The organism is Acinetobacter shaoyimingii, from assembly GCF_011578045.1.
Classification (GTDB): Bacteria; Pseudomonadota; Gammaproteobacteria; order Pseudomonadales; family Moraxellaceae; genus Acinetobacter; species Acinetobacter shaoyimingii.
This window is the reverse complement of the sequence record NZ_CP049801.1, coordinates 2,402,059-2,424,571: the sequence shown is the minus strand read 5'-3', so window position 1 is coordinate 2,424,571 and position 22,513 is coordinate 2,402,059. Positions and strand designations below refer to the sequence as shown.

The following is a 22,513-nucleotide window of genomic DNA, read 5'->3' as shown; positions in this document are numbered from 1 at the left end:
GATAATCCTCAAGTCAATGAATGCTTGAGATAAATACAAGAATGAGAGGATGCCATGACTCAAATTGCAGATCAGATACAAATACGTAATACCACATTTAAAAATCGAATGATTAAAGGTGCAATGAGTGAGGCACTTGCCAATGCTGCTGGTGAGCCTAATCATTTGCATTTGGGTTTATATGAAGCGTGGGCTAAAGGTGGTTTAGGATGTGCCATTACAGGTAATGTCATGGTGGATTGGCGCGCCAAAAATGAGCCTGGTGTTGTCGTGATTGAAACAGAACGTGATTTAGCAAAACTTAAACAGTGGGCTGATGTCGGTAAAAAATATGGCATGGTGCAGCTCATTCAATTGTCACATCCAGGTCGTCAATGTCCCAAAGGTTTAAATAAAGAGACAGTTGCACCTTCTGCAGTACCATTTGGCCCGATGTTAGCCACAACTTTTGCAACTCCACGTGAATTACGTGAAGATGAAATCCAAGATATTATTCAGCGTTTCGCTCAAGCGGCAGCAATTTGTGAAAAAGCAGGCTTTGAAGGGATACAACTGCACGGTGCACATGGTTATTTGATCAGTGAGTTTTTATCACCGCTAACCAATAAACGCCAAGATCAATGGGGTGGTTCGATTGAAAATCGTATGCGTTTCCTGTTGGAAATTTATCAAGCTGTACGTGCAGTCACATCTGACAATTTTATCGTTTCAGTGAAACTCAACTCCGCAGATTTTCAGCGTGGTGGTATTACAGAAGATGAAGTGATTCAAGTGTTTAAAGCCATTGATGCGGCAGGGATTGATTTGATTGAGATTTCTGGTGGGACATATGAAGCGCCCGCAATGGCAGGAGCAAAGTCTGCAAGTCGTAAAGCCAGCACAATTGCACGTGAAGCATATTTCCTCGATTTTGCAGAAAAAATAAGATCTCAAGTTCAATGTAAACTCATGGTGACTGGTGGATTCCGTACTGCAAAAGGTATGAATGATGCTTTAGACAGTGGAGCATGTGATTTTATTGGCTTGGCTCGACCACTTGCCGTTGAAACTGATTTACCTGAGCGTTTAATTGCAGGTCAAGATGTTCGTTATGCAGTGAAACCAATCAAAACAGGGATTCCTTTTGTCGACAAAATGGCAATTATGGAAATCATTTGGTATGCAGCACAATTCAAAGCGATTGGCGAGGGAAGACGTCCAGACCCTAAATTGTCACCTCTGAAAGTGTTCTTTAAATATTTAAAAGGCAATATTACTGCTGTGGTAAAAGGCCGAGTGAACTCACGAAAGTCAGCTTAATCTGCCTAAAATTTAATGTGAAAAAGCCGATCTTTTTAGATCGGCTTTTTATAACTAGAGTCTGTTGATATTTCAGCCATGTGTTGAGTTATAGGCTAAAACAATAAAAATTAGGCATGAATCGAAAACAATGGCTATTCTCTTATCGAGCAAGATTAGTGTTTTAAATTTACCATGCATTTTGCCAATACTGCTGAAATATTGAATCGTCCCATTGTCCTTTTGCTAAGGCCTTTTGGAATGCTGGGCGCTGCTGAATGTGTTCGATATAACGCATTACAACAGGATATTGTGCAATATTGGAATGCGCGATGACACAAGCCTGCAAGGGAAACCAAAGCAATAGGTCTGCAATCGTGAAAACCTCACCTGCAAGCCAAGTTTGATGGCTTAAATGGTTGTTAATTCGATACAGTTGATCATCAATCGCCTGATCTAGATACCCTTTATTAAACGCATATTTAAACAACAAGCTGCCCCATTTGAAGGGTAATGGAGTGCGCTCTACAATCTGTGCAAATATTTGTTTTAACGCGAGATTGGGCATAAAACTGGCATCAGCATAATTTTTCCAAAAAAGATAATCACTTCGAATCTTGATCTTTTCTGATGTTACTCGCAGTTTTGCTGAATGTTCAGCAAAAAACTCAGCAATTGCACTCGATTCTGTAATTGCAATGTTCTGATCAGATGTATTGATCAAGATTGTTGGAAACTTTAGTGGTAAAACAGCATTAGGGATATTTACACGTTCTTTGTTTGAAGGACTTCTATTTGTTGAACGACTTTTATTGATAGTGATAAGTTCATAGTCTAAATTTAACTCTTCAAATAGCCAAATGATCCGCTGTGAACGAGAATTTGGTGAATGATAAAGCTTAATCTGCATGATCATGATCTTCATTTTGAAGAATATTGAGTATAAGAATAAACAGGATGAATTAACTTGAAAAGAAATTTTAAATTATTATTTTTAATGGTGATTTCAATTTTGTATAGCCCAATATTATGGGCAAAATCTGCTTTACAAACAGGCGATATTATTTTCCATGTGTCTAAGTCACAACAAAGTTTAGGCATCCAAAAGGCCACACATTCACCTTATAGTCATATGGGCATGATTGTAAATCGTCAAGGTCAAACATGGGTGTTAGAAGCCATTCAGCCAGTCAAATACACGCCTTTACAGCAATGGATTCAACGGGGTGTAAAGCAGCATTACGTGGTAAAAAGATTAAAATCAAATTTAACACTCAAACAGCAAAATGCATTGGTGAAAAATGCGGAACAGTATTTGGGTCGCCCTTATGACATTTATTTTGGCTGGGACAACACAGCAATTTATTGTTCTGAGTTGGTGTGGAAAGCCTATCATGATGCACTCGGTGTCAATCTCGCACCACTCGAAAAATTAAAACAATTTGATTTAACTGCACCTGAGGTAAAAAAGTTAATGCAACAACGCTATGGAAAGAATATTCCTTGGAATGAAACGGTGATTGCACCTAAATCCATTTATGAATCAAAAATATTGGTAGACGTCATACGTCAGTAGTGAGCTTTAGTGAATTAATCATATTGCTGATCAACGATAGGTGATTGACCATTGTTTTTAATAGCTATCAACTTGTATGTATACACATGTAAAACAGTGTGCAAAAGAAAACCGAGTCCTTTGACTCGGTTTTTTACTCTTACTCTTACTCTTACTTGTACTTTTATTTTTAGCAAAGGTTTAAGCACAAAATTCTAAAATCAATGATTCAATCAAGTGAATGAAGAATTAAGCTTCAATCGTTTGTACTGCAATTTTCTTTGCTGGATCTACTTTACGACGTACAGCTGGAACAGGTTCGCCATAATATTGACGATCTGCAAAGTAACTTGAGCGAACCATTGGAGCCGCCCAAATGTTACGGAAACCGAGTTTTTGACCGTGTGCTGTGTAACGTTCAAATTCTTCAGGAGTGACGAAGCGATCGATTGGCGCATGTTCTTTAGATGGTTGTAAGTATTGACCAATGGTCACGTAGTCAACACCGTGTGCATGCAAGTCATCAAGAAGAGCAATGACTTCTTCTTCAGTTTCACCAATACCGACCATCAAACCACATTTGGTTGGAATGTCAGGGCAGTATTCTTTAAACATTTTTAAAAGATTTAAAGAATGTTGGTAGTCAGAACCTGGACGCATTGCTTTATAAAGGCGTGGAACAGTTTCAATGTTGTGGTTAAACACGTCTGGTGGGCACTCCGTCATAATACGAAGTGCAATATCCATACGACCACGAAAATCTGGAACTAAAATTTCGAGTAAAGTTTTTGGACTTAATGCACGTGCTTCTTTAATACAATCGACAAAATGCTGTGCACCACCGTCTAACAAGTCATCACGGTCTACAGAAGTAATCACAGCATACTTTAAACCAAGATTGGCAATGGTTTCTGCCATATGACGTGGTTCATCAGGATCGAGTGCATTTGGACGACCATGTGCAACATCACAGAACGGGCAACGACGAGTACAAATATCACCCATGATCATGAAGGTTGCAGTACCACCACCAAAGCATTCTGGTAAGTTCGGACAAGCAGCTTCTTCACAAACGGTATGGAGTTTTTGTGCACGCAAGGTGGTTTTGATGCGTTGAACTTCATCTGGTGCAGCCATTTTCACACGGATCCAATCCGGCTTTCTTGGCGTTTCAACCGTAGGTATAACTTTTACAGGTATACGTGCGACCTTTTCAGCACCACGAAGTTTTTCACCCTGTACAGGTTTACGGTTCTCAGACATATTCAACTTATCCACTGTTTTTTGACGGGGGAGATACTATGTAAATAGTCTTTTGATTATAGCAAAAATGAGCTGAAATAGGGTAAATCCATTATTCATTTAAAAAATGTCATTATCATTCAATATATCATATCGAAATACAGCAAAATCACCTGAATTGAGTCATAATATAGACATGATAGGCGATAGATATGAATGAATAGGAGCATTGAATGCCACGTAAGAATGAGGTCGTTAGCGGAACATACGTAAAATATGATGCGGTTGTTCTAGGTTCAGGACCTGCAGGTGAAGGCGCTGCAATGAAGCTGGCTAAATCTGGCAAGCGTGTTGCAATCGTTGATGTACGTGAGCAATTGGGGGGTAACTGTACTCATGTGGGTACAATTCCAAGTAAAGCTTTACGTCAAACTGTATCGAGTATTATTCGTTATCAACGTGATCCAATGTTCCAAAAAGTGGGTGACTGGAAGCAATTTACCATGAAGCAAGTGCTTCGTAATGCGCATAAAGTGATTCAACAACAAGTTGATACGCACTCGCGTTTCTATGACCGCAACAAAATTGATACTTTCCATGGTCGTGCATATATTCAGGATCAAAATACTGTCGTTATTTTTACCCATGAAGGCATTAAGGAAACCATCGTCTTTGAACAATTGGTGATTGCAACAGGTAGTCGTCCTTACCGCCCAGCTGCACTTGATTTTAATCATCCACGTGTATTTGATTCAGACAAAATCTTAGATTTAGATTTCGCGATCCATAAAATTATTATTTATGGTGCAGGTGTTATTGGTTGTGAATATGCATCTATCTTTATTGGTTTAGATCATAAAGTTGATTTGATCAACACACAGCATAAATTATTGAGCTATTTGGATGATGAAATTGCAGATGCTTTGTCTTATCACTTACGTGAACAAGGCGTATTGATTCGTCATAACGAGCAAATTGATCATTTAGAAACATTTGATGACCATGTTGTACTTCATTTACAAAGTGGTAAGAAAATTAAAGCCGATGCGATTCTTTGGTGTAACGGTCGTTCTGGTAATACAGATGGTTTAGGCTTGGAAAATGTAGGCATTAAGCCAAACAGCCGTGGTCAGCTTGCGGTAAATGATCAATATCAAACTGAAGTTGAAAACATTTACGCAGCTGGTGATGTCATTGGTTGGCCATCTCTTGCTTCTGCAGCTTATGACCAAGGTCGTTGTGCAGGTGCAAACATGAGCGGTGAAAAAGATGTTGCGCCAGTAAGAGATATTCCTACAGGGATTTATACCATTCCAGAAATTTCTTCGATTGGTAAAACAGAGCAAGAATTAACGGAAGAAAAAATCCCGTATGAAGTCGGTCAAGCCTCTTTTCGTCATTTGGCACGTGCGCAAATTACGGGTGATGTCGTCGGTGAATTGAAAATCTTGTTCCATCGCGAAACTTTAGAAATTTTGGGCGTACATTGCTTTGGTAATAATGCATCAGAAATTATTCACATTGGTCAGGCGGTGATGAACAGTCCAAAAAATACCATTAAGTATTTTGTGGAAACGACATTTAACTACCCAACTATGGCAGAAGCATATCGTGTTGCAACCTTAAATGGTATGAACCGTTTATTCTAAGTTTGAAGTGATTCAAAAAAACCCGCAAAATGTTTGCGGGTTTTTTTATGGGAAATGTTAAACAATAATAAACATGTGGCTAAGCTGCTAAATCTTGTTTAGTGACATGACACAAACTTTTTTCAATATTGTTCAGTGAAATTTGGATACGCTGCGACACAGTTAAATCTGAAACATTGCTCACTTCATGCATCAATAGGCGAATTTTAGATACTGTCTTATCTAAAAAGACTTCGGCATTTTGATTGAATTCTTTGGCACGTAAATAATCATCCAGATATGCACTGAGTTCTTCTAAATGATTGAGTAAAACGTCATCTTTATTGAGCTTTTGCATTAATTCTTGAAGTCTAGTTAAGTCCACAACTGCACTACATTCAATAATCGCACGATTAATATCATGTTTTAATTGTTCAGATTGCACGGTCTTGGTGTTGAGTACGCCAATACGGTCGAGCATACCTCTGAGATGAATACGAAATTGTGGCCCATATGCGATATAAAGCGCTTTGCGAATGGCATTGTAATGCATAGATAAAATACGCTGTGCGGACATATCTGGAGACATTGAACGAACCATACGCATAATCCAAATTGAGATGATTGGACCTATGACAGTGGCTAAAGAGCTATCAATAAATGTTACGGGATCTAAACTATAACGATTATGAAAATTTAAACCCATGATCACACCCATAATAAGCGGTAAACCAATCGCATTCAGTGGCGGGTGTGGATACAGCAATAAACAGAAAATAATAAATGGAGCCAATACCAGTGCCAATTGCCAAAACTCAGTAACATTTGGGAAAATACCAAAGGCATAAATAAAAATCACAAAAATGGCATAAATATTGGCGCGGATAAACATTTTTAAAGCGGGGATAGGATCATCCAGTGCGGTCAAAATACAGGCGGTAATAGCCGCCATTTCAGCCATCATATAACCCGCTTTCCAGCCACTTAAAATCCAAGCACCTGTGGCAATGATGACGACAAGAAATGCTGAAATACCACCACGGACAGCGACTCCATGATCACGATGCAGATTGGGATACTGAGTCGTTAGTGGCGTTACATTTTCAGGTAATGAATAATCACCCTGTTGGATACGATGCCAAATTAAATGAATTGCCCGAATATTTTGAATAAAGTGGCGAACGTCCATTTTTAAACTGGCGACCACAATCCTTTGCTCGGGACGTACAGTGCGTGCGAGTTGTTCAAAATCATGATCGAATTGATCAGGCAAAAGATTCAAATCTGGATTCTTTTCAACATCAGCATGCTTAAAAAATGTAGCGGTATGTTTGTGAATATGATTGAGTGCGTGCTGAAATTTATGATTATTTTCATGTAATTGATTCAAACGTTCAGTCATCGCGACCAGATTGGCCACTAAAATACTGAGTTGATGCAACATTTCTTGTAAGGGTTTGGTCATGTCTTTAAGCTTAGAGCGTTCATAAGACAGATGTATTGCCATGACATGCAAATTGGAAATGTCTCTTGCAAGTAGATTTAGCTCTTGGGTGTAATTGGGAGATGCTATTTCTTGTTGTTGTGCATGTTGTGCAGGATCGGGATGCTTAAAGTGAATTTCGCCAAGTAAAATTTTATCAAATATTTGTTGGGTATCATCAATAACTTTTGAAATTTGACTTTCGATTCCTGGTCCAATATTCATAGGAGCAAAGGACGTCATCACCACCGCACTACACAGTACTCCAATACTAATTTCAATAAAACGCCCAATCGCAATATCAAAAACAGTAGATGTACCGAGTGTATTGATAATGGTAAAGCTGATGATGACCGTGGTATAACCGGCGAGCATAAAAGCATAGCTACGAGGGGTGCGATCCAGTAGCGAAATATACAAGCATAACCCGACCCAAATGGCTAAGAACAATGTAAATAACCAAGGGGTATGAATCAACATAGGTACAAAAATGATTGAAATAATTGCACCCAAAGCTGTACCCAAAACACGGAACATACTTTTTGAGGCTGTCATACCTGTATAAGGATTGGCGATAACAAAGACAGTACCTATTGCCCATATTGGATAGGCGAGATCTAAAGATAAGGCAATATAAAGCGCTAACATACCTGCACAAAACGTTTTGATTGCAAAGATCCAATCTGATCTGTTTGGACGCAGTGCAAGCAAAGGTTTGGTCAGTAGCATAGATTTATCAATTCTTCGTATTCAAAATAAATGAAAAGCGTTCGGCAATAGAAAAAACGTGTTTGAAAATTACTTTCATACACGTTGATATTGCGGTTAAATTTGGATCTGGGTAGTAGTATTTCATAAAATTAGAAACAAAATCCAGATAGAAAAAATGAATAACTTATAGCTAAAAGCTATAGTTTTGTAAAAGCCAAATAATTCATTCACTTATAAAACCTAAATCTTTTATTAAATCGTTAAGAAAAGTAAATTTTATCAATCATGAGAAAATTCATTGATTTTTAAGGTGTAAATTTACAGATGCAATAATTGCTGCTGAAATAATATTCTTCAAATAATGATGATTTTATCAATGAACGAGGCGTGCATAGTCGAAATTTACCTGCTCTTTTTATTAATGTAGATTTTTTTTGTATAAATAAAATTAAGAACCAAATTGCAGCTTTGCAATCTATAGGCTATGCATTTTGAGATAAAAATCACTGTAATCACGATATATCAAATATTCAATTGGACTACAGAACGGCTATATCTAAAATCTAAATCATAAATTTTAGATCATAAATAAGACATAAAATATCAAACTACTCCATGTTTGATGGATATAGCTTGATATTTTATGATGACTTCAATTGATTTTCTAAGGATTCAATCAATCTTAAAAGCTAAGAAGCCATTTGATTCGGTTGATCTACATGACACAGGCTATTTCGAATATTGATTAGCGAAATTTGTAAGCGTTCTGAAATATTGAGATCTTGTACAGCATCGGTCGCCAGATTGAGCTGTTGAATCTTTTCAATCAACTTGATTTGATACGCTTCGAAATCCTGCTTGTACTCTTTCGCCCTTAAATAGTCATCCATCAAAATGGTAAGTTCTTCCAAGTTTAAGACGATAGCGTGATTTTTAGGCAGTAATACGATTAGTTCTTGTATACGAGCTAAATCGACAATGGCACTGCATTCAATGATTGCCAAATTAATTTTGTTTTTGAGTGTAGGGGATTGTACGGATTTACTGTTTAAGACACCAATGCGGTCAAGCATTGCGCGTAAATGGATACGGAAATGTTCACCATAAGGAATATAAAGGGTTTTACGCACCGCTTTATAGTGTGATGCCAATAAGCGTTGTGCACTCATATCAGGTGAAATTGAACGAACCACACGCATGACCCAAATAGAGATCGCTGGTCCAAAAATCATTGCCATGGATGCATCAAAATAAGACACCAAATTGGCTTGATAATGGTTATGAAAACCTAAACCCATAGTCAATCCAATCATCATAGGTACACCTAAGGCGGTGAGTGGCGGATGTGGGTACAACAGCAGACAACCAATAAATGCAGGTGCCAATACCACTGCCAACTGCCAATATTCAGTGACTTGCGGTAACACTCCAAATAGATAAATAAAGACAATGATTGCGGCATAAATATTGCCGCGCATAAACATTTTTAGCGCAGGAACGGGGTTATCCATGGAGGTTAAAATGCAGGCGGTCACTGCAGCCATTTCCGCCATCATATAACCAGAATACCAGCCACTGCTAATCCAAATAGCACCTGAAAGCATGACCACAATAAATGCAGAAATCGAACCTCGTGTTGCCATGGCATAATCACGATGTAAATGTGGTGATTTCACGCGAAGTGGCAACAAAATTTCTGGTAGAGAAAAATTTCCCGCTTGGATTCGTTTCCACATCAAACTAATGGCATGGAAGTTCTGAATAAAATGGCGAATATCCATTTTTAAACCTGCCACCAAGATTTGCTGCTCTTCTGTGGTATGTGAAAATAAGCGTTTGAAATCCTGCTCAAAATTATCAGGTAAGATGTTTAATTCTGGTGAAGTTTGAATTTCTGGTGATTTTAAAAAGGTGACAATATGAGCATGAATGTCGGGTAATTGCTGACGGTAGAGCGGATTAATCTGATCCAGTTGTTTAATCTTTTCAGCCATGGCCACCATGTTGGCAACCAGCATGCTGAGTTGATGGAGCATTTCTTGTACTGGGCGCGTCATCCCTTTGAGTTTGGAACGCTCATAACTTAAATGAATTGCAAGTGTATGAAGATTGGCAATATCGGCAGTAATTTTATTGAGACTTTGATTATAAGTTCTGACTTCATCATCATCTAAAAATATTTTGTCAAAAATGTTTCGAGTATCTTTAAAAATACGTGACACTTGATTTTCGACTGCTGGGCCAAAATTCATCGGGAGAATTGCCAATGATGCAATTGCACTACACACAACACCCACACAAATTTCAATAAAACGACCCAGTGCAAGTTCAAATACAGATGATGTATCGACATTATTAATAATGGTAAAACTAATAATAACTGTCGTATAACCCGCTAAAAGAAAAGCATAACTTCTGGGCGTGCGATCTAATAATGAGACAAATAAACAACCACTGACCCAAACTGCTAGAAATAATGTAAATAACCAAGGCGTATGGATAAGAAGTGGCGTGACTAAAATAGAAACAGTTGCCCCAACAGAAGTACCCAAAACACGAAAGAAACTTTTAGAAGCAGACATCCCCGCATATGGGTTAGCAATAATGAATACTGTGGTGATAGACCAAACTGGGTAGGTCAAATCAAGTGAAAAAGCAATATACAGCGCCAAAATGCCTGCAAAAAAAGTTTTGATCGCGAAAATCCAGTCAGATTTTGATGGTCTGAGCGCGAACAAGTGTTTGGTGAGCAGCATAGGTTTCTATTTTCTGGGGGTGGATGATGAATAACATCCAAAATCATGACAACACAAAAAAGCGTGTGTGGTCATTTATCCATACACGCAAATTAATCAGTGGTTTTAGATGGAATTAAATTATTTCACAAAAAATAACTTTAAAACTACTTTTCTATAAAACTTATTTAAAATAATCGAAATATGCATATTTTTATTTAAAATAATACTTTTATAAAGATCAATAAAATGATTGATAAATAAATTTTTTTAATCAAATTCAAAATTTAATTGCTGAATAAAAAATGAATATTAAAAAAAGTGAATGTGTTTTATTTGATCAATAATATTTTATCTTTTAAAGTTTTTGAGGTGAATAAATAGCCAGTCTTTTAAATATATTCTCATTTAAAAAATGATGATATTAAAAATGTATTTATTTTATTCACTTTCAGTGTGGATGATAAATATCTACAGATTGTTATATGATTTAAAGATGATGTGTAAAAATTAAGCATGAAAAGCTAAAATAAAACATGAAAAGTTAAAATTAAGCATGAAAAAATAATCCCATACGAATATGAGATTATTTTAACCAAACACATTTTAGAATTAAGCAAATTGCCCATTTTGGAAATCAACAAATGCTTGTCGAATTTCCGCTTCATTATTCATGACAAAAGGACCATGCGCGACAATCGGTTCATTGATACTTTCACCACTGGCAATAAGAAGCTTTGCATCGTGTAAAACCTCGATATTCAATTGATTAGTTTCATGATTTAAGTAAACTGTTTGGAGTTTCTCAAACACTTGACCATCAATTTTAATTTGACCACTGAGCACGAAAATCATGCTATTCCATGCAGGATCAAAAGTGAATGTCGTGGTAGCGCCTGCATTGAGTCGTGCATCTAATAGCTGCATTGGGCTAAAGGTGAGTGCAGGGCCTTGAGCAATTTTATGGTCGTACACATACTCACCTGCGATGACTCTGACTTTACCTTTATGCTGATCCAGTTGAATTTCTGGAATATTGCTTTCGGTGAGTTCTTGATAACGAGGTTCAGTCATTTTTGCATGGCTTGGTAGGTTGACCCACAGTTGTACCATGTCTAAATCACCACCCGATTCAGCAAATGCTTTGGAATGATGCTCTTCGTGCATAATGCCACGACCAGCAGTCATCCATTGCACTTCATTGGGACCAATGGTGCCATGGTTACCTTTTGAATCTCGATGTTCTAGTTCACCTTCATATACAATAGTGACAGTTTCAAAACCACGATGTGGATGCATTCCGACACCGCGTTGATGATTACTTGGACTAAATGGATATTTTGCGGTATAGCCCATGATTAAGAAGGGGCTGGTGGCTGTACTCATCTCACTCATCGGTAACATTGAATTGGTTTTAAAACCATCACCGACCCATGTGCTACGATCACTGGTATATACTTTTTCAATCATATTCATAAATTTCGCCTCAATTGTATTTTTGCTTCACTATTTTGCTTACTATTTAAGATTGAGGTTTGAACTTAGAAATACAGTACATAACTGACAACAGACTATTCTAATAATGGAACAATCATGCAAAATTTGAATGACTACTACTACTTTGTTCAAGTCGTAAAATATCAAGGTTTTACTCGAGCAAGCGAAGCCTTGGGCATTACAAAATCTAAGTTGTCTCGTCGAATCACAGATTTGGAAGATCGATTAGGGGTTCGGTTTATTCAAAGAAATACGCGAAAATTCACGGTGACTGAAATTGGGCAAAAGTTTTACGAGTACTGTTTAAAAATCTTAGAAGATGTCAATATTGCTGAAAATTTTATTCAAAGTACTTTGTCCGATGAGCCATCAGGGCTGATTAAAGTGTCATGTCCTATTGCACTGGTGGAAATGCCTGTGGGGGAGATGATCGCTAATTTTATGCAAAAGTACCCGCAAGTTCATATCGATCTTGTGGCAAGTAATCATCGAGTCGATCTCATTGATGAAGGCGTGGATTTAGCGATACGTGTACGTAATACACCTTTGGCAGACAGTGATTTAATTGTTCGTGATTTAGATGCTTGGGAACATGTTCTTGTTGCCGTTCCAAGTCTATTGAAACGCTATAAGGTTCCTATGACTTTAGAAGAACTGAATGAATTGCCGAGTATTGGTTTTCATGGTCCTAAGCAATCATGGCGTTTTAAAACCTGTTCTAAAGAAAGTGAAATTCATGAAATTGAGTTTCAACCCCGTTTAAAAACAGATAATTTTTCTGCCATGAAAGCAGCGGTGATGAAAGGTGTCGGGATCGCATCACTCCCTAAGGTTTATGTATGGGAAGAACTTCGCTCAGGTACGATGATTGAATTGCTTCCAGAATGGCATTTACCAAAAGGTGTAATTCATATTGCCTATGTATCCAGACATGGTATGTTGCCTTCAATTCGACTGCTACTAGAGTATTTAATTGAGGAATTTAAACGTTTACAACTTTAATGTTTACATCATATTGAGTGGTAGATGGTGGTTTGGTTGCGTATTATTTATTTCAATGATTCTTATTTAAGTAAATAAATAGTCAATTAAGCGATGGAGTTAAAAAAGTAACTCCATGGCTCAGTAACAGAATGGGGTAAAACATTGTTAATCCCCACCATGTCTAATTTTTCTCTATGTTATGTTTAGAACGGTCGACCACCTGCCAGAGAGATTCTTTTGAGTAGTCGACGTTGTTCAGCAGGAAAGGGACGACGTGAATGTAGCGTGACTTGATTATCCCAAAACACGATATCGCCTTCTTGCCATTGATGTTCATAGCGGAATTCAGGTTTCAAAATATGCTCACGTAGTTCTGCTATAAGCTTACTTCCAGCTTGATCGTCATAATTGACCAATTCAACTTCTGTACGTGTATTTAACCACAACGCTTTACGCCCTGTTTCAGGATGAGTTCTGACCAATGGGTGAGGATAGGCATGACCAAGAATTTCTTGATCTTTAAATCGATATAGCGGCGAGTTCCCATAACCTTGCGATCCCTTATTACTTTTGGCACGAACAAAAGGGTTGTAAGTAATGAGTTGTAGCTGATCAATGTGTTGTTTAGTTTGATCATCCAAGGCTTCATACGCTTTAATCGTGTTGTACCATGTGGTTTGACCGCCATCTTGAGGTAACTCGATTGCATAAAGCAGTGAACCAAAAGAGGGTGTAGGCGTCCATTGGTGATCTGCGTGTGGAGACAATTCACCGTGTCCTGTGTAGTCTCCTTGCCCAACAGCATTGGACACAGGAATTACATCTGGCGGGGTGCCTGTATCCGCTTGGGTGGCTAAAACAGGATTATCTGCACTTGGACGAAATATGGCACCAAAATAACTGGCAAAAGCCAAATATTGCAAGTCATCTAAGCGTTGATGCTTAAAAATGAGAATCAGATGTTCAGCCAACGCTTGTTTAAGGCGAAATATCGTTTCTCCTGATTGTGCCTTTCTTGCATCTAAGCCTGTTACGACAGCACCTAATGCTTCACCAGCAAGTGGCGTAATGACAATATCATCAGGATTTTGAAATAGATTTTCTTGATGCCAGCGTGGTGCATCATGTATGGCTTGTGAAAGTTGAGTAAGACTTGTCATGTTGATTTTTCTCTATTTTTACCTTTAAAAATAATGTAGAAAAAAATCAATCTCATCAGAAATCATAAGAAATGCTAAACTTATGAAATTCAACGATTCTAATTTAAGTATTTGAAATTATTATATTGAATTAAATAATCTGAACACATCATTTTATTTGAATTAGTGAGCGCAAAAGGCTTGATTGAAATATTCAAATAAGTCAGGCACTTTGAACCATAATAAGCATGACAAACTGAATAAAAATACAAGAGTGATCATCAAACATGTTTTTATCCATAGGGTTGAATTAGTCATCTAAGATACGCTCCTCATTCACAAAGAAATGAACCAAGACACCAAATATACTTAGCGCGATTGAAAGCGCCCAAATGAAATCATAATTGCCTGTCAGGTCATGGTTTAAACCGCCTAACCATCCACCGAAGAAAGAACCGATTTGGTGGACAAAAAACACAATGCCACTGAGCATTGTTAAGTATTTCACCCCAAACATACTGGCCACGATGCCATTGGTCAATGGAACAGTTGATAACCATAATAAGCCCATGACAACTGCAAAGCCATAGATAGTCCAAGTGCTTAAGGGCATTAACAAGAAGGCAATGATCGCAATGCCACGTAAACCGTAGAGTCCCATTAATAGTTTAGGTTTGGAGTATTGATCACCGAGCCAGCCCGCAGTATAGGTGCCGATAATATTAAATAAACCGACAAGGGCAAGGAAAATGGTGCCTGAAGTCGTACTAAAGCCGTGGTCAGTGAGATAGCCTGGCAAATGAATTCCAATAAACACAACTTGGAAACCACAAACTAAAAATCCTAAACCTAACCAAATGAAAGGCTTATGATTTTTGGCCAATATCAGTACTTGTTTAAAGCTGAGTTGATCTGTTGTTGGCTTTGAAACGGAATTTGGGGCTTGATAAATTTTCGCATTGAGCATGAGTGCAAGTGGTACGATCAACGCAATCAATATGGCACTAATGAGCAGTGCAGAAGACCAACCAAATTCTTTTAGTAAAAGTAACGTGGTGGGTAGCATGATAAATTGACCAAATGAGCCCGCAGCACTTGCAATACCCATCGCCATACTGCGTTTTTCAGGCGGAGCTGCACGCCCTACCGCAGATAGCAATACAGAGAAAGATGTGGCAGAAAGTGCCAAACCAATAATTAATCCTAGACTTAAATTGATCAGTAGTCCTGTTGAACTAAATGCCATCATTACCAGTCCTATGGTATATAAGGCACCACCAGTCGCTACGACTTTTTTACTACCATATTTGTCTGCCAGCGCCCCTGTAAAAGGTTGGACAGCGCCCCAAAGTAAATTCTGTAGTGCAATGGCTAAACTGAACACTTGATGATTCCAACCAAAAGCGTCACTCATCGGGACAAGGTATAAACCAAAACCGTGTCGAACACCCAAAGACAGTGCCAAAATAAACGCACTACCAATGAGCATATAAATGAGTGGTTTAGAGAAACGTACTTCAGACATGTCCAATCCATTGAAGGGCTTTTGATCAATTGTAGAAGATTGCTGGAATGAACACGATAAAATTAAAATTAGTAAATTGATAAAAAATAATTATGATTAAAGGTGAAATATCATGAATTCTTTTTTGAGTTTTTTGAATAAATCTATTCACAAAAAAAGCGATCAAAAATGATCGCTTTTGTTATCGGAGGAATTTAGAAACGGTAACCGACACCTGCGTATACCAGTAACGGGTTAATTTCGATATCTGCTGTGGATTTGATCAATTGACCATTTTCTTTATTGCTCACGGTAATTGTGGTATCGCCAGTCAAGTGTGCATAAGACACAGAACCAGCAGCAAACCAACGATCATTGAAATCATAAGTGAAACCAGCGGTAGCTACAGGAGCAAATGCATCACCAGCATCAACTTTCACTTTAATATCAGTACCACTGTCTTTCTTTTCTAATGCAGCACCAGCTTGGCCATTTTTAATATTGGCAATCATATGACCTGCATTGACTAAATCAGTTTTTAGTCCAGGATTCAATTCTAATTCATTGAAGTAAGCGTACATCATACCCACACCTACGTAAGGTCGGAATTTATTTACGCCAGTTTTACCAAAATGATATTGGAATTCGAAAGCAGGTGTCCAAGCCCGTGCTGAAGCTACGGCTCCGTACTTTTCAAGATTTGTAATAGGAATACTATTTTTTAAGTACATGGACTCAAGAGGAATATTAGGTAAATTGTCAATAAAATTATTAATCCAACCACCTAAATTAATATTTAGATCATCGCGTAACTGTTCTGGAATCACCAATGGGTTTGCTGTTGCGACGAAAGGTGCATTAATTTGCCCTTTACCTTTTAGGTCAACTTTTGGTGGAATTCCTGCCTTTATTTCAAAAGAAATATTATCAGTAAAGAAATAATTGGTCATAATCCCTAATGTGGTAACATCATCTGCTTCCAACCCTGTTCCTGGATTATTCCAAGAATCTAATCCGTAAATTTCAGCAGAGCCACTCATACCTGAGGGTAATGTGTCTAAGATCTGAAAATTACTTGGCAAATAATTATTCACGTTATCAACCAATTGAAGTAGCTTAGCTGTTGAACCAGGATCTCTTTCAGAATCAATATTGCTTAAGACAGTTTCTCTTTTAATTGTACCGACTTTGGCTGTTTCACCATTGGCAATACTGGTATTGGCTCTAAAGGGTTGAGCATTACCAGTTGGTTTTACATACAGTGCACCCACTGAAACTGAAAAACGTTTAAAATTTTCACCATCTTGTAGGCTAAAATAAGGTGATTTTGCTTGGCTTAGACTTGGGACAAGAGCTAAAGTTGTTGCAAGGCATAATAATGTTTTTTTCATGATGAGGGACTCCGTGTCCATAAACATAAATCGTTAGTTAATAATTTTTATGTGCCTTATTAATAAGACTTTTTATCTTGTAACACTGTGTTTTTTTTAAAGTTTTTCTTTATTATTTGTACGTATATTTGCTGTTTATTATGTAAAATGTAAAAAAAATTATAGATTGTGTAATTTTTTTACAGAATATAACAAATTGATATTTTGCAATAAATTTTTATAAATTAGTGATATAGATAAATATTTTCGGCTAGACATTAAAAAAGGCCACCATATTAGTGACCTTTTTTCAACATCAATTGATTATCCGGTCAATGACAACAGATAATCAAATTTAAATATGTACTTATTTGATGTTTCTTGGTGATATAGATCAAATTTTATTGAAAACGAGATAAATCTTCTTCAGGACGTGCTGTTAACACTTCAATTCCTGTTTTTGTCACAAGGATTGTATGCTCATATTGAGCTGACAAACTGTGATCTTTTGTCACAACGGTCCATTTATCACCTAGAAGTTTAGTTTTCCAGTCACCACCATTGACCATTGGTTCAATGGTAAAGGTCATACCTTCTTCTAAGATCATGCCAGAGTTTGCTTGACCATAGTGAAGCACTTGTGGTTCATCATGGAAAACTGTACCAATACCGTGACCACAGTATTCACGAACTACACCAAAGCGTTCCGCTTCAACATATTGTTGAATGGCATGGCCAATATCGCCAATGGTTGAACCAGGTTTAACCGTTGCCATACCGCGGTACATGGCTTCCTGTGCTACTTTGCATAAACGCTCTGCCAAAATTGAAGTCTCACCACCCACGATATACATCATATTGGTATCGCCGTGATAACCATCTTTGATGACAGTGACATCAATATTGAGAATATCGCCTTTTTTGAGAATCTTCGCTTCTGATGGAATACCATGACAAACGACATGGTTGACAGAAGTACAAATCACATGTTGGAAAGCAGGGCGGCCAGGAGCTGCGCCGTAACCTAAACAAGCTGGAATGGCATCTTGTTTATTGACAATATAATCATGACAAATCGTATCAAGTTCAAGTGTAGAGACACCTGGTTTGATATGCGGTTTGATCATATCCAAAACTTCTGCTGCCAGTCGTCCTGCCACACGCATTTTTTCAATTTCGTCTGGGGTTTTAATTAATCGACGTGGAGCCTCGTAAGTACTGTTCATGATCTTTAAAAACTTTTGGAAATTTGTGTGTGACTATGGTATAAATAGCCGCCCAATTTATCAAATGCTTTTTCGTGTATCTATGCACGAATGTTATTTGAAATAGGCGAAACTAAATCCGCACATATGTCGTCACATTACTCTGGGTGCTTAAAGGGCTTTAAATCCCTTGGGTGGAGAATGCTGGACATATGGAGGCCTAACCCAAACTTTAAGGTAAAGAAAATGGCAGATTACAACGTAAGTATGCGCGACCTTCTTCAAGCTGGCGCGCACTTTGGTCACCAAACTCGCTTCTGGAACCCAAAAATGCGTCAATACATTTTTGGTGCGCGTAACAAAATTCATATCATCAACCTTGAGCACACTGTTCCTGCGTTAAATGATGCTTTGAACTTTGTTAACAACTTAGCAAGCAAAAAGAACAAAGTATTGTTTGTTGGTACAAAACGTGCTGCTTCAAACATCATCCGTGAACAAGCTCAACGCGCTGGTCAACCATACGTAGATCACCGTTGGTTAGGTGGTATGTTGACGAACTGGAAAACACTTCGTCAATCGATCAACCGTTTAAAAGATCTTCAAACTCAATCTCAAGATGGTACTTTCCTTAAGCTTACTAAACGTGAAGCTTTAGAGCGTACTCGTGAGATGGAAAAACTTGAGCGTTCTTTAGGCGGCGTTAAAAACATGGGTGGTTTACCTGATGCATTGTTCATCATCGATGTAGACCACGAAGCGATTGCAATTAAAGAAGCTAAGAACCTTGGTATTCCTGTAATCGGTATCGTTGATACAAACTCTAACCCAGATAACGTAGATTTCGTTATTCCTGGTAACGACGATGCGATCCGTGCTGTAACTCTTTATGCTTCTGCTATGGCTGATGCGATTCTTGCTGGTAAAGAATATGCTCAAACTCAAGCTAATGCACAAGCTAAAGGCGAAGAAGCTGCGAAAGAAGCTCCTGAGGCTTAATGTGATTTGACGCATCATTGTCATTTTTGCGACATGTAATGGTGGCAAAGTAAGCGTTGAAAAGCAAAACGGCCCAGAGAACACTTTGGGCCGTTTTTGTTAACAGATTCATTTTCTACCGTATTTAGGAGAACAACATGACTGCAGTTACTGCGAGCATGGTTAAAGAATTGCGTGACCGTACTGGTTTAGCAATGATGGAATGTAAAAAAGCATTGACAGAAGCGAATGGTGACATCGAATTAGCGATTGATAACCTTCGTAAATCTGGTCAAGCAAAAGCTGCTAAAAAAGCGGGTAACATTGCTGCTGACGGTGCGATCACAATTGCTCAAGAAGGCAATAAAGCGATCCTTTTAGAAGTAAACTGCCAAACTGACTTCGTTGCTAAAGACGAAAACTTTGCTGGTTTCTCTGCGAAAGTTGCTGCTGCTGCGCTTGCTGCGAATGTAACTGAAGCTGCTCAAATCGCTGAATTGAAACTTGAAGATGGTTCAACTGTTGAAGAAGCGCGTATCGCTCTTGTTCAAAAAATTGGTGAGAACATCCAAGTACGTCGTGCGAAAATTGTTGAAGGTGCAAACCTTGCAGTTTACAAACACGGTTTAAAAATTGGTGTTGTTGTAGCTTACGAAGGTTCAGCTGAAACTGGTAAAGGTATTGCAATGCACGTTGCTGCGTTCAACCCAGTTGCTGTAACTGCTGAAGGCGTTTCTGCTGAGCTTATCGCGAAAGAGAAAGAAATTGCTGAAGCGAAAGCTTTAGAATCTGGCAAACCAGCAAACATCGTTGAAAAAATGGTGACTGGTTCTGTTGAGAAATACTTGAACGAAGTTGTTCTTGAGCGTCAAATGTACGTAATCGACAACGACAAGAAAGTTGCTGATGTTCTTAAAGCGACTGCTACAACAGTTGCTCAATTCGTTCGCTTCGAAGTAGGTGAAGGTATTGAGAAGAAAGCAGAAATGAGCTTCGCTGACGAAGTTGCTGCTGCTCAAGCTGCTGCTGCACAATAATTTTTGCCTTTAGGTAAAAGTTAAAAAGCCCCAATTGGGGCTTTTTTTATATTTGAACATCATAAAAATATAAGATAGTGAATTAAAACATATAGTTGTGCGTCTATAGGATTGCTGGATTAAATCGAATAGAATTGAACAAATTTTAATTTTAGATCTAAATCGTATGTCGAATAAAACAAATTTAAGTATTGCAGGGATCGTGGGTTTATTAGTTGCGGGTTATTTTGGGTTTAATTCAGAAAACATCCAGCAGACGAAACCTGTTGAATATTCATCACAACAACAAGATGAACACATTGAACAATCAAAAACTACACATTTAAATTCGCAATCACAGGCTAGTCGATCTGAAAAAGGATTGGCGCGTATTCAGCAGGCTTATGAAGCAAAGCAAAAGGATGTACAGGTACAAGCCAGTGGTAAGGTTAAAGCGATTTTACGCGACGATAATGAGGGTTCACGTCATCAAAAGTTTATTTTAACTTTGGATAATGGCATGACAGTGCTGGTTGCGCACAATATTGATTTATCACCACGAATTGATGATCTTCAAAAAGGAGATTTGGTCGAATTTAATGGGGAATATGAGTTTAATGATCAGGGCGGGGTTGTTCATTGGACGCATCGTGATCCGCAAAATCGACATGAACACGGATGGTTAAAACATAACGGTAAAATATATGAATAAATTTAACCAAGTGGAAAGGTTTTCATCATACTCAAAAGTGATTACACAATCTTGTGATTTAAACGTGAATATTTAAAATTTTAGTTGAAAAAAGGGGTAGATCGTTAGTAGAAATCTACCCCTTGTTTAATTGCGCTAAAAAGCGTGTTTCTGGCGAGTTTTCCATTTAGGGAGTACTTTGCCTAGATATGCATCCATACACCATAGCGGGCCAATGAGAAGGAATTGGAGGTCTTTAAGAAACGATGGCTTCTTACCTTCGACTTTGTGGCCATAAAATTGACCAATCCATGCCAAAACAAACAGACCTATGTAGAAACCTACCCCTACAGGTAAAATCCAAATCAACCATGCCATAATGATCAGTAATGCCGTCATAGCCACAGATAAAACTAAGTCTAAACGCGAATAGAACACCAATATCAAGACCAGAATCAGGGCAGTCAGTAGAGCACTAAAATGTGCCAAAATGCCAATAATGGAAAATAAGATCGCAGGGACACAAACCCAGTGAATCAGTTTATTGGTTTTGTTTTGATGGCTGTCACTATATTCATCGAACCATTCGGTCACTGTTTTCATGAGATGCTCCGTGCATTGTTATTAATTTTCTATTCTTAAAATATAACCAAGTTTACTAAGTTGGTCAAAGAGCAAAGTAACAAATTAAACGCTAAGTTCTCAAATGTTCAATTGAAATATGAATTGAACTATAAAAAGAGAAAGCGATGAGAGAAGAAGGGGGTTAAAGTTCAATTCAATCGAAACTGAGTTGAGCGACATTTAAAATAAAAAAGCCACGCTATACGTGGCTTTTTAACGTTAAATGCAGTTCTGATCTTACATTAAGAGTTAGGACCGTCTACACGCTCAATATTTACTCGTGCTGTACCTGCGTTGGTAATGCCTAAGCTTTTAGCAGCGCCATAAGATAAATCTAGTACACGGTTACCATGGAAAGGGCCACGGTCATTTACACGTACAACGACGCTTTTACCATTGTCTTTATTGGTCACACGGATGTAACAGTTGAGTGGTAGGCTGCGATGAGCAGCAGTTAAGCCATTCATGTCAAAAGTTTCACCATTGGCTGTTTTACGACCATGGAATTGACGACCATACCAAGATGCAACACCACTTTGGCTGAAACGACGAACTGTATTTGATGCTACAGTATTCAATTTATCAATTACTGAAGGTTCTTCTACAGGGATGTCAATTTTTGCTGCGATGGTTTCGCGGCGGATTTTGTCACCTGAACGCTCAGTGATTGTTAAACTGTTTGTGTTTGAAAAATGCGAGTTAAAGTTACTCGAATCTTTGTTGATCACGCGAGAAGCTAAGCTAGAACTCTCGTTGTCATTATTTAAATAAGATGATTGAACCAATTCTGCTTTGGCTTGGACGGTGCCCAGTCCTAAAGCTAAAATTGATAAAATTTTAAGCGAAGCATGCATCGTTTAACTCCTTGGAACC

At 38.0% G+C, this 22,513-nt stretch carries 18 protein-coding genes; 7 read left to right on the top strand and 11 right to left on the bottom strand.

The features are described from left to right. Window positions 1–54 precede the first annotated feature (54 nt). Complete coding sequence (locus G8E00_RS10885; RefSeq protein ID WP_166010670.1) at window positions 55–1,299, top strand: NADH:flavin oxidoreductase/NADH oxidase family protein; 1,245 nt, start codon at window positions 55–57, stop codon at window positions 1,297–1,299. A 169-nt stretch (window positions 1,300–1,468) separates the two neighbouring features. Here the strand turns inward: G8E00_RS10885 and G8E00_RS10880 are convergent, their stop codons facing one another. Further along, entirely contained in the window at window positions 1,469–2,188 is a 720-nt protein-coding gene (locus G8E00_RS10880) for a glutathione S-transferase family protein (RefSeq protein WP_166224530.1), read from the bottom strand. A 57-nt stretch (window positions 2,189–2,245) separates the two neighbouring features. Here G8E00_RS10880 and G8E00_RS10875 point away from each other — a divergent pair, with 57 nt between their 5' ends. After that, window positions 2,246–2,854, top strand: a complete 609-nt coding sequence (locus tag G8E00_RS10875; protein WP_227591362.1) for a YiiX family permuted papain-like enzyme — start codon at window positions 2,246–2,248, stop codon at window positions 2,852–2,854. A 228-nt stretch (window positions 2,855–3,082) separates the two neighbouring features. Here the strand turns inward: G8E00_RS10875 and lipA are convergent, their stop codons facing one another. After that, window positions 3,083–4,096 (bottom strand): lipoyl synthase, encoded by a 1,014-nt coding sequence (lipA, locus tag G8E00_RS10870; protein ID WP_166010668.1) that lies wholly within the window; start codon window positions 4,094–4,096, stop codon window positions 3,083–3,085. A gap of 212 nt (window positions 4,097–4,308) precedes the next feature. On the opposite strand from lipA, the gene sthA reads away from it, so the two are divergent. Next, entirely contained in the window at window positions 4,309–5,724 is a 1,416-nt protein-coding gene (gene sthA, locus G8E00_RS10865; protein ID WP_166010666.1) for a Si-specific NAD(P)(+) transhydrogenase, read from the top strand. Between the two features lie 79 nt (window positions 5,725–5,803). On the opposite strand, the gene G8E00_RS10860 is transcribed toward sthA, so the two are convergent. The 3 genes from G8E00_RS10860 to G8E00_RS10850 all read right to left on the bottom strand — a co-directional run bounded on the left by G8E00_RS10860 (window position 5,804) and on the right by G8E00_RS10850 (window position 12,108). Then, window positions 5,804–7,915: an FUSC family protein gene (locus tag G8E00_RS10860; RefSeq protein WP_166224527.1), complete on the bottom strand. Its 2,112-nt coding sequence runs from the start codon at window positions 7,913–7,915 to the stop codon at window positions 5,804–5,806. Window positions 7,916–8,586: 671 nt separating this feature from the next. Continuing rightward, on the bottom strand, window positions 8,587–10,653 hold the full coding sequence (locus tag G8E00_RS10855) for an FUSC family protein (protein WP_166010662.1): 2,067 nt from the start codon (window positions 10,651–10,653) through the stop codon (window positions 8,587–8,589). Between the two features lie 591 nt (window positions 10,654–11,244). Next, window positions 11,245–12,108, bottom strand: coding sequence for a pirin family protein (locus G8E00_RS10850; protein WP_166224524.1), 864 nt, complete (start codon window positions 12,106–12,108; stop codon window positions 11,245–11,247). 117 nt (window positions 12,109–12,225) lie between these two features. Between G8E00_RS10850 and G8E00_RS10845 the strand changes: the two genes are divergently transcribed. Next, a complete protein-coding gene (locus G8E00_RS10845; protein WP_166010658.1) occupies window positions 12,226–13,131 on the top strand; it encodes a LysR substrate-binding domain-containing protein in 906 nt (301 codons plus the stop codon). Between the two features lie 185 nt (window positions 13,132–13,316). Here G8E00_RS10845 and G8E00_RS10840 read toward each other — a convergent pair whose 3' ends face one another. The 4 genes from G8E00_RS10840 to map form a co-directional block, all read right to left on the bottom strand. Beyond that, complete coding sequence (locus G8E00_RS10840; RefSeq protein WP_166224521.1) at window positions 13,317–14,273, bottom strand: TauD/TfdA dioxygenase family protein; 957 nt, start codon at window positions 14,271–14,273, stop codon at window positions 13,317–13,319. Between the two features lie 289 nt (window positions 14,274–14,562). Further along, window positions 14,563–15,777: an MFS transporter gene (locus tag G8E00_RS10835; RefSeq protein WP_166224518.1), complete on the bottom strand. Its 1,215-nt coding sequence runs from the start codon at window positions 15,775–15,777 to the stop codon at window positions 14,563–14,565. A gap of 194 nt (window positions 15,778–15,971) precedes the next feature. Then, on the bottom strand, window positions 15,972–17,147 hold the full coding sequence (locus G8E00_RS10830; protein ID WP_166224515.1) for an OmpW/AlkL family protein: 1,176 nt from the start codon (window positions 17,145–17,147) through the stop codon (window positions 15,972–15,974). Window positions 17,148–17,527: 380 nt separating this feature from the next. Further along, window positions 17,528–18,352, bottom strand: coding sequence for a type I methionyl aminopeptidase (gene map / locus G8E00_RS10825; protein ID WP_166224512.1), 825 nt, complete (start codon window positions 18,350–18,352; stop codon window positions 17,528–17,530). Between the two features lie 225 nt (window positions 18,353–18,577). Here map and rpsB point away from each other — a divergent pair, with 225 nt between their 5' ends. The 3 genes from rpsB to G8E00_RS10810 all read left to right on the top strand — a co-directional run bounded on the left by rpsB (window position 18,578) and on the right by G8E00_RS10810 (window position 21,037). Beyond that, a complete protein-coding gene (rpsB, locus tag G8E00_RS10820) occupies window positions 18,578–19,330 on the top strand; it encodes a 30S ribosomal protein S2 (protein WP_166010650.1) in 753 nt (250 codons plus the stop codon). Window positions 19,331–19,467: 137 nt separating this feature from the next. Then, window positions 19,468–20,346, top strand: coding sequence for a translation elongation factor Ts (gene tsf, locus G8E00_RS10815; protein WP_166010648.1), 879 nt, complete (start codon window positions 19,468–19,470; stop codon window positions 20,344–20,346). 166 nt (window positions 20,347–20,512) lie between these two features. Beyond that, window positions 20,513–21,037 (top strand): DUF3465 domain-containing protein, encoded by a 525-nt coding sequence (locus tag G8E00_RS10810; protein ID WP_166224509.1) that lies wholly within the window; start codon window positions 20,513–20,515, stop codon window positions 21,035–21,037. Window positions 21,038–21,172: 135 nt separating this feature from the next. On the opposite strand, the gene G8E00_RS10805 is transcribed toward G8E00_RS10810, so the two are convergent. After that, a complete protein-coding gene (locus G8E00_RS10805) occupies window positions 21,173–21,619 on the bottom strand; it encodes an Mpo1 family 2-hydroxy fatty acid dioxygenase (RefSeq protein ID WP_166010644.1) in 447 nt (148 codons plus the stop codon). Between the two features lie 263 nt (window positions 21,620–21,882). Beyond that, complete coding sequence (locus tag G8E00_RS10800) at window positions 21,883–22,494, bottom strand: septal ring lytic transglycosylase RlpA family protein (RefSeq protein ID WP_166224506.1); 612 nt, start codon at window positions 22,492–22,494, stop codon at window positions 21,883–21,885. Window positions 22,495–22,513: the final 19 nt, after the last annotated feature.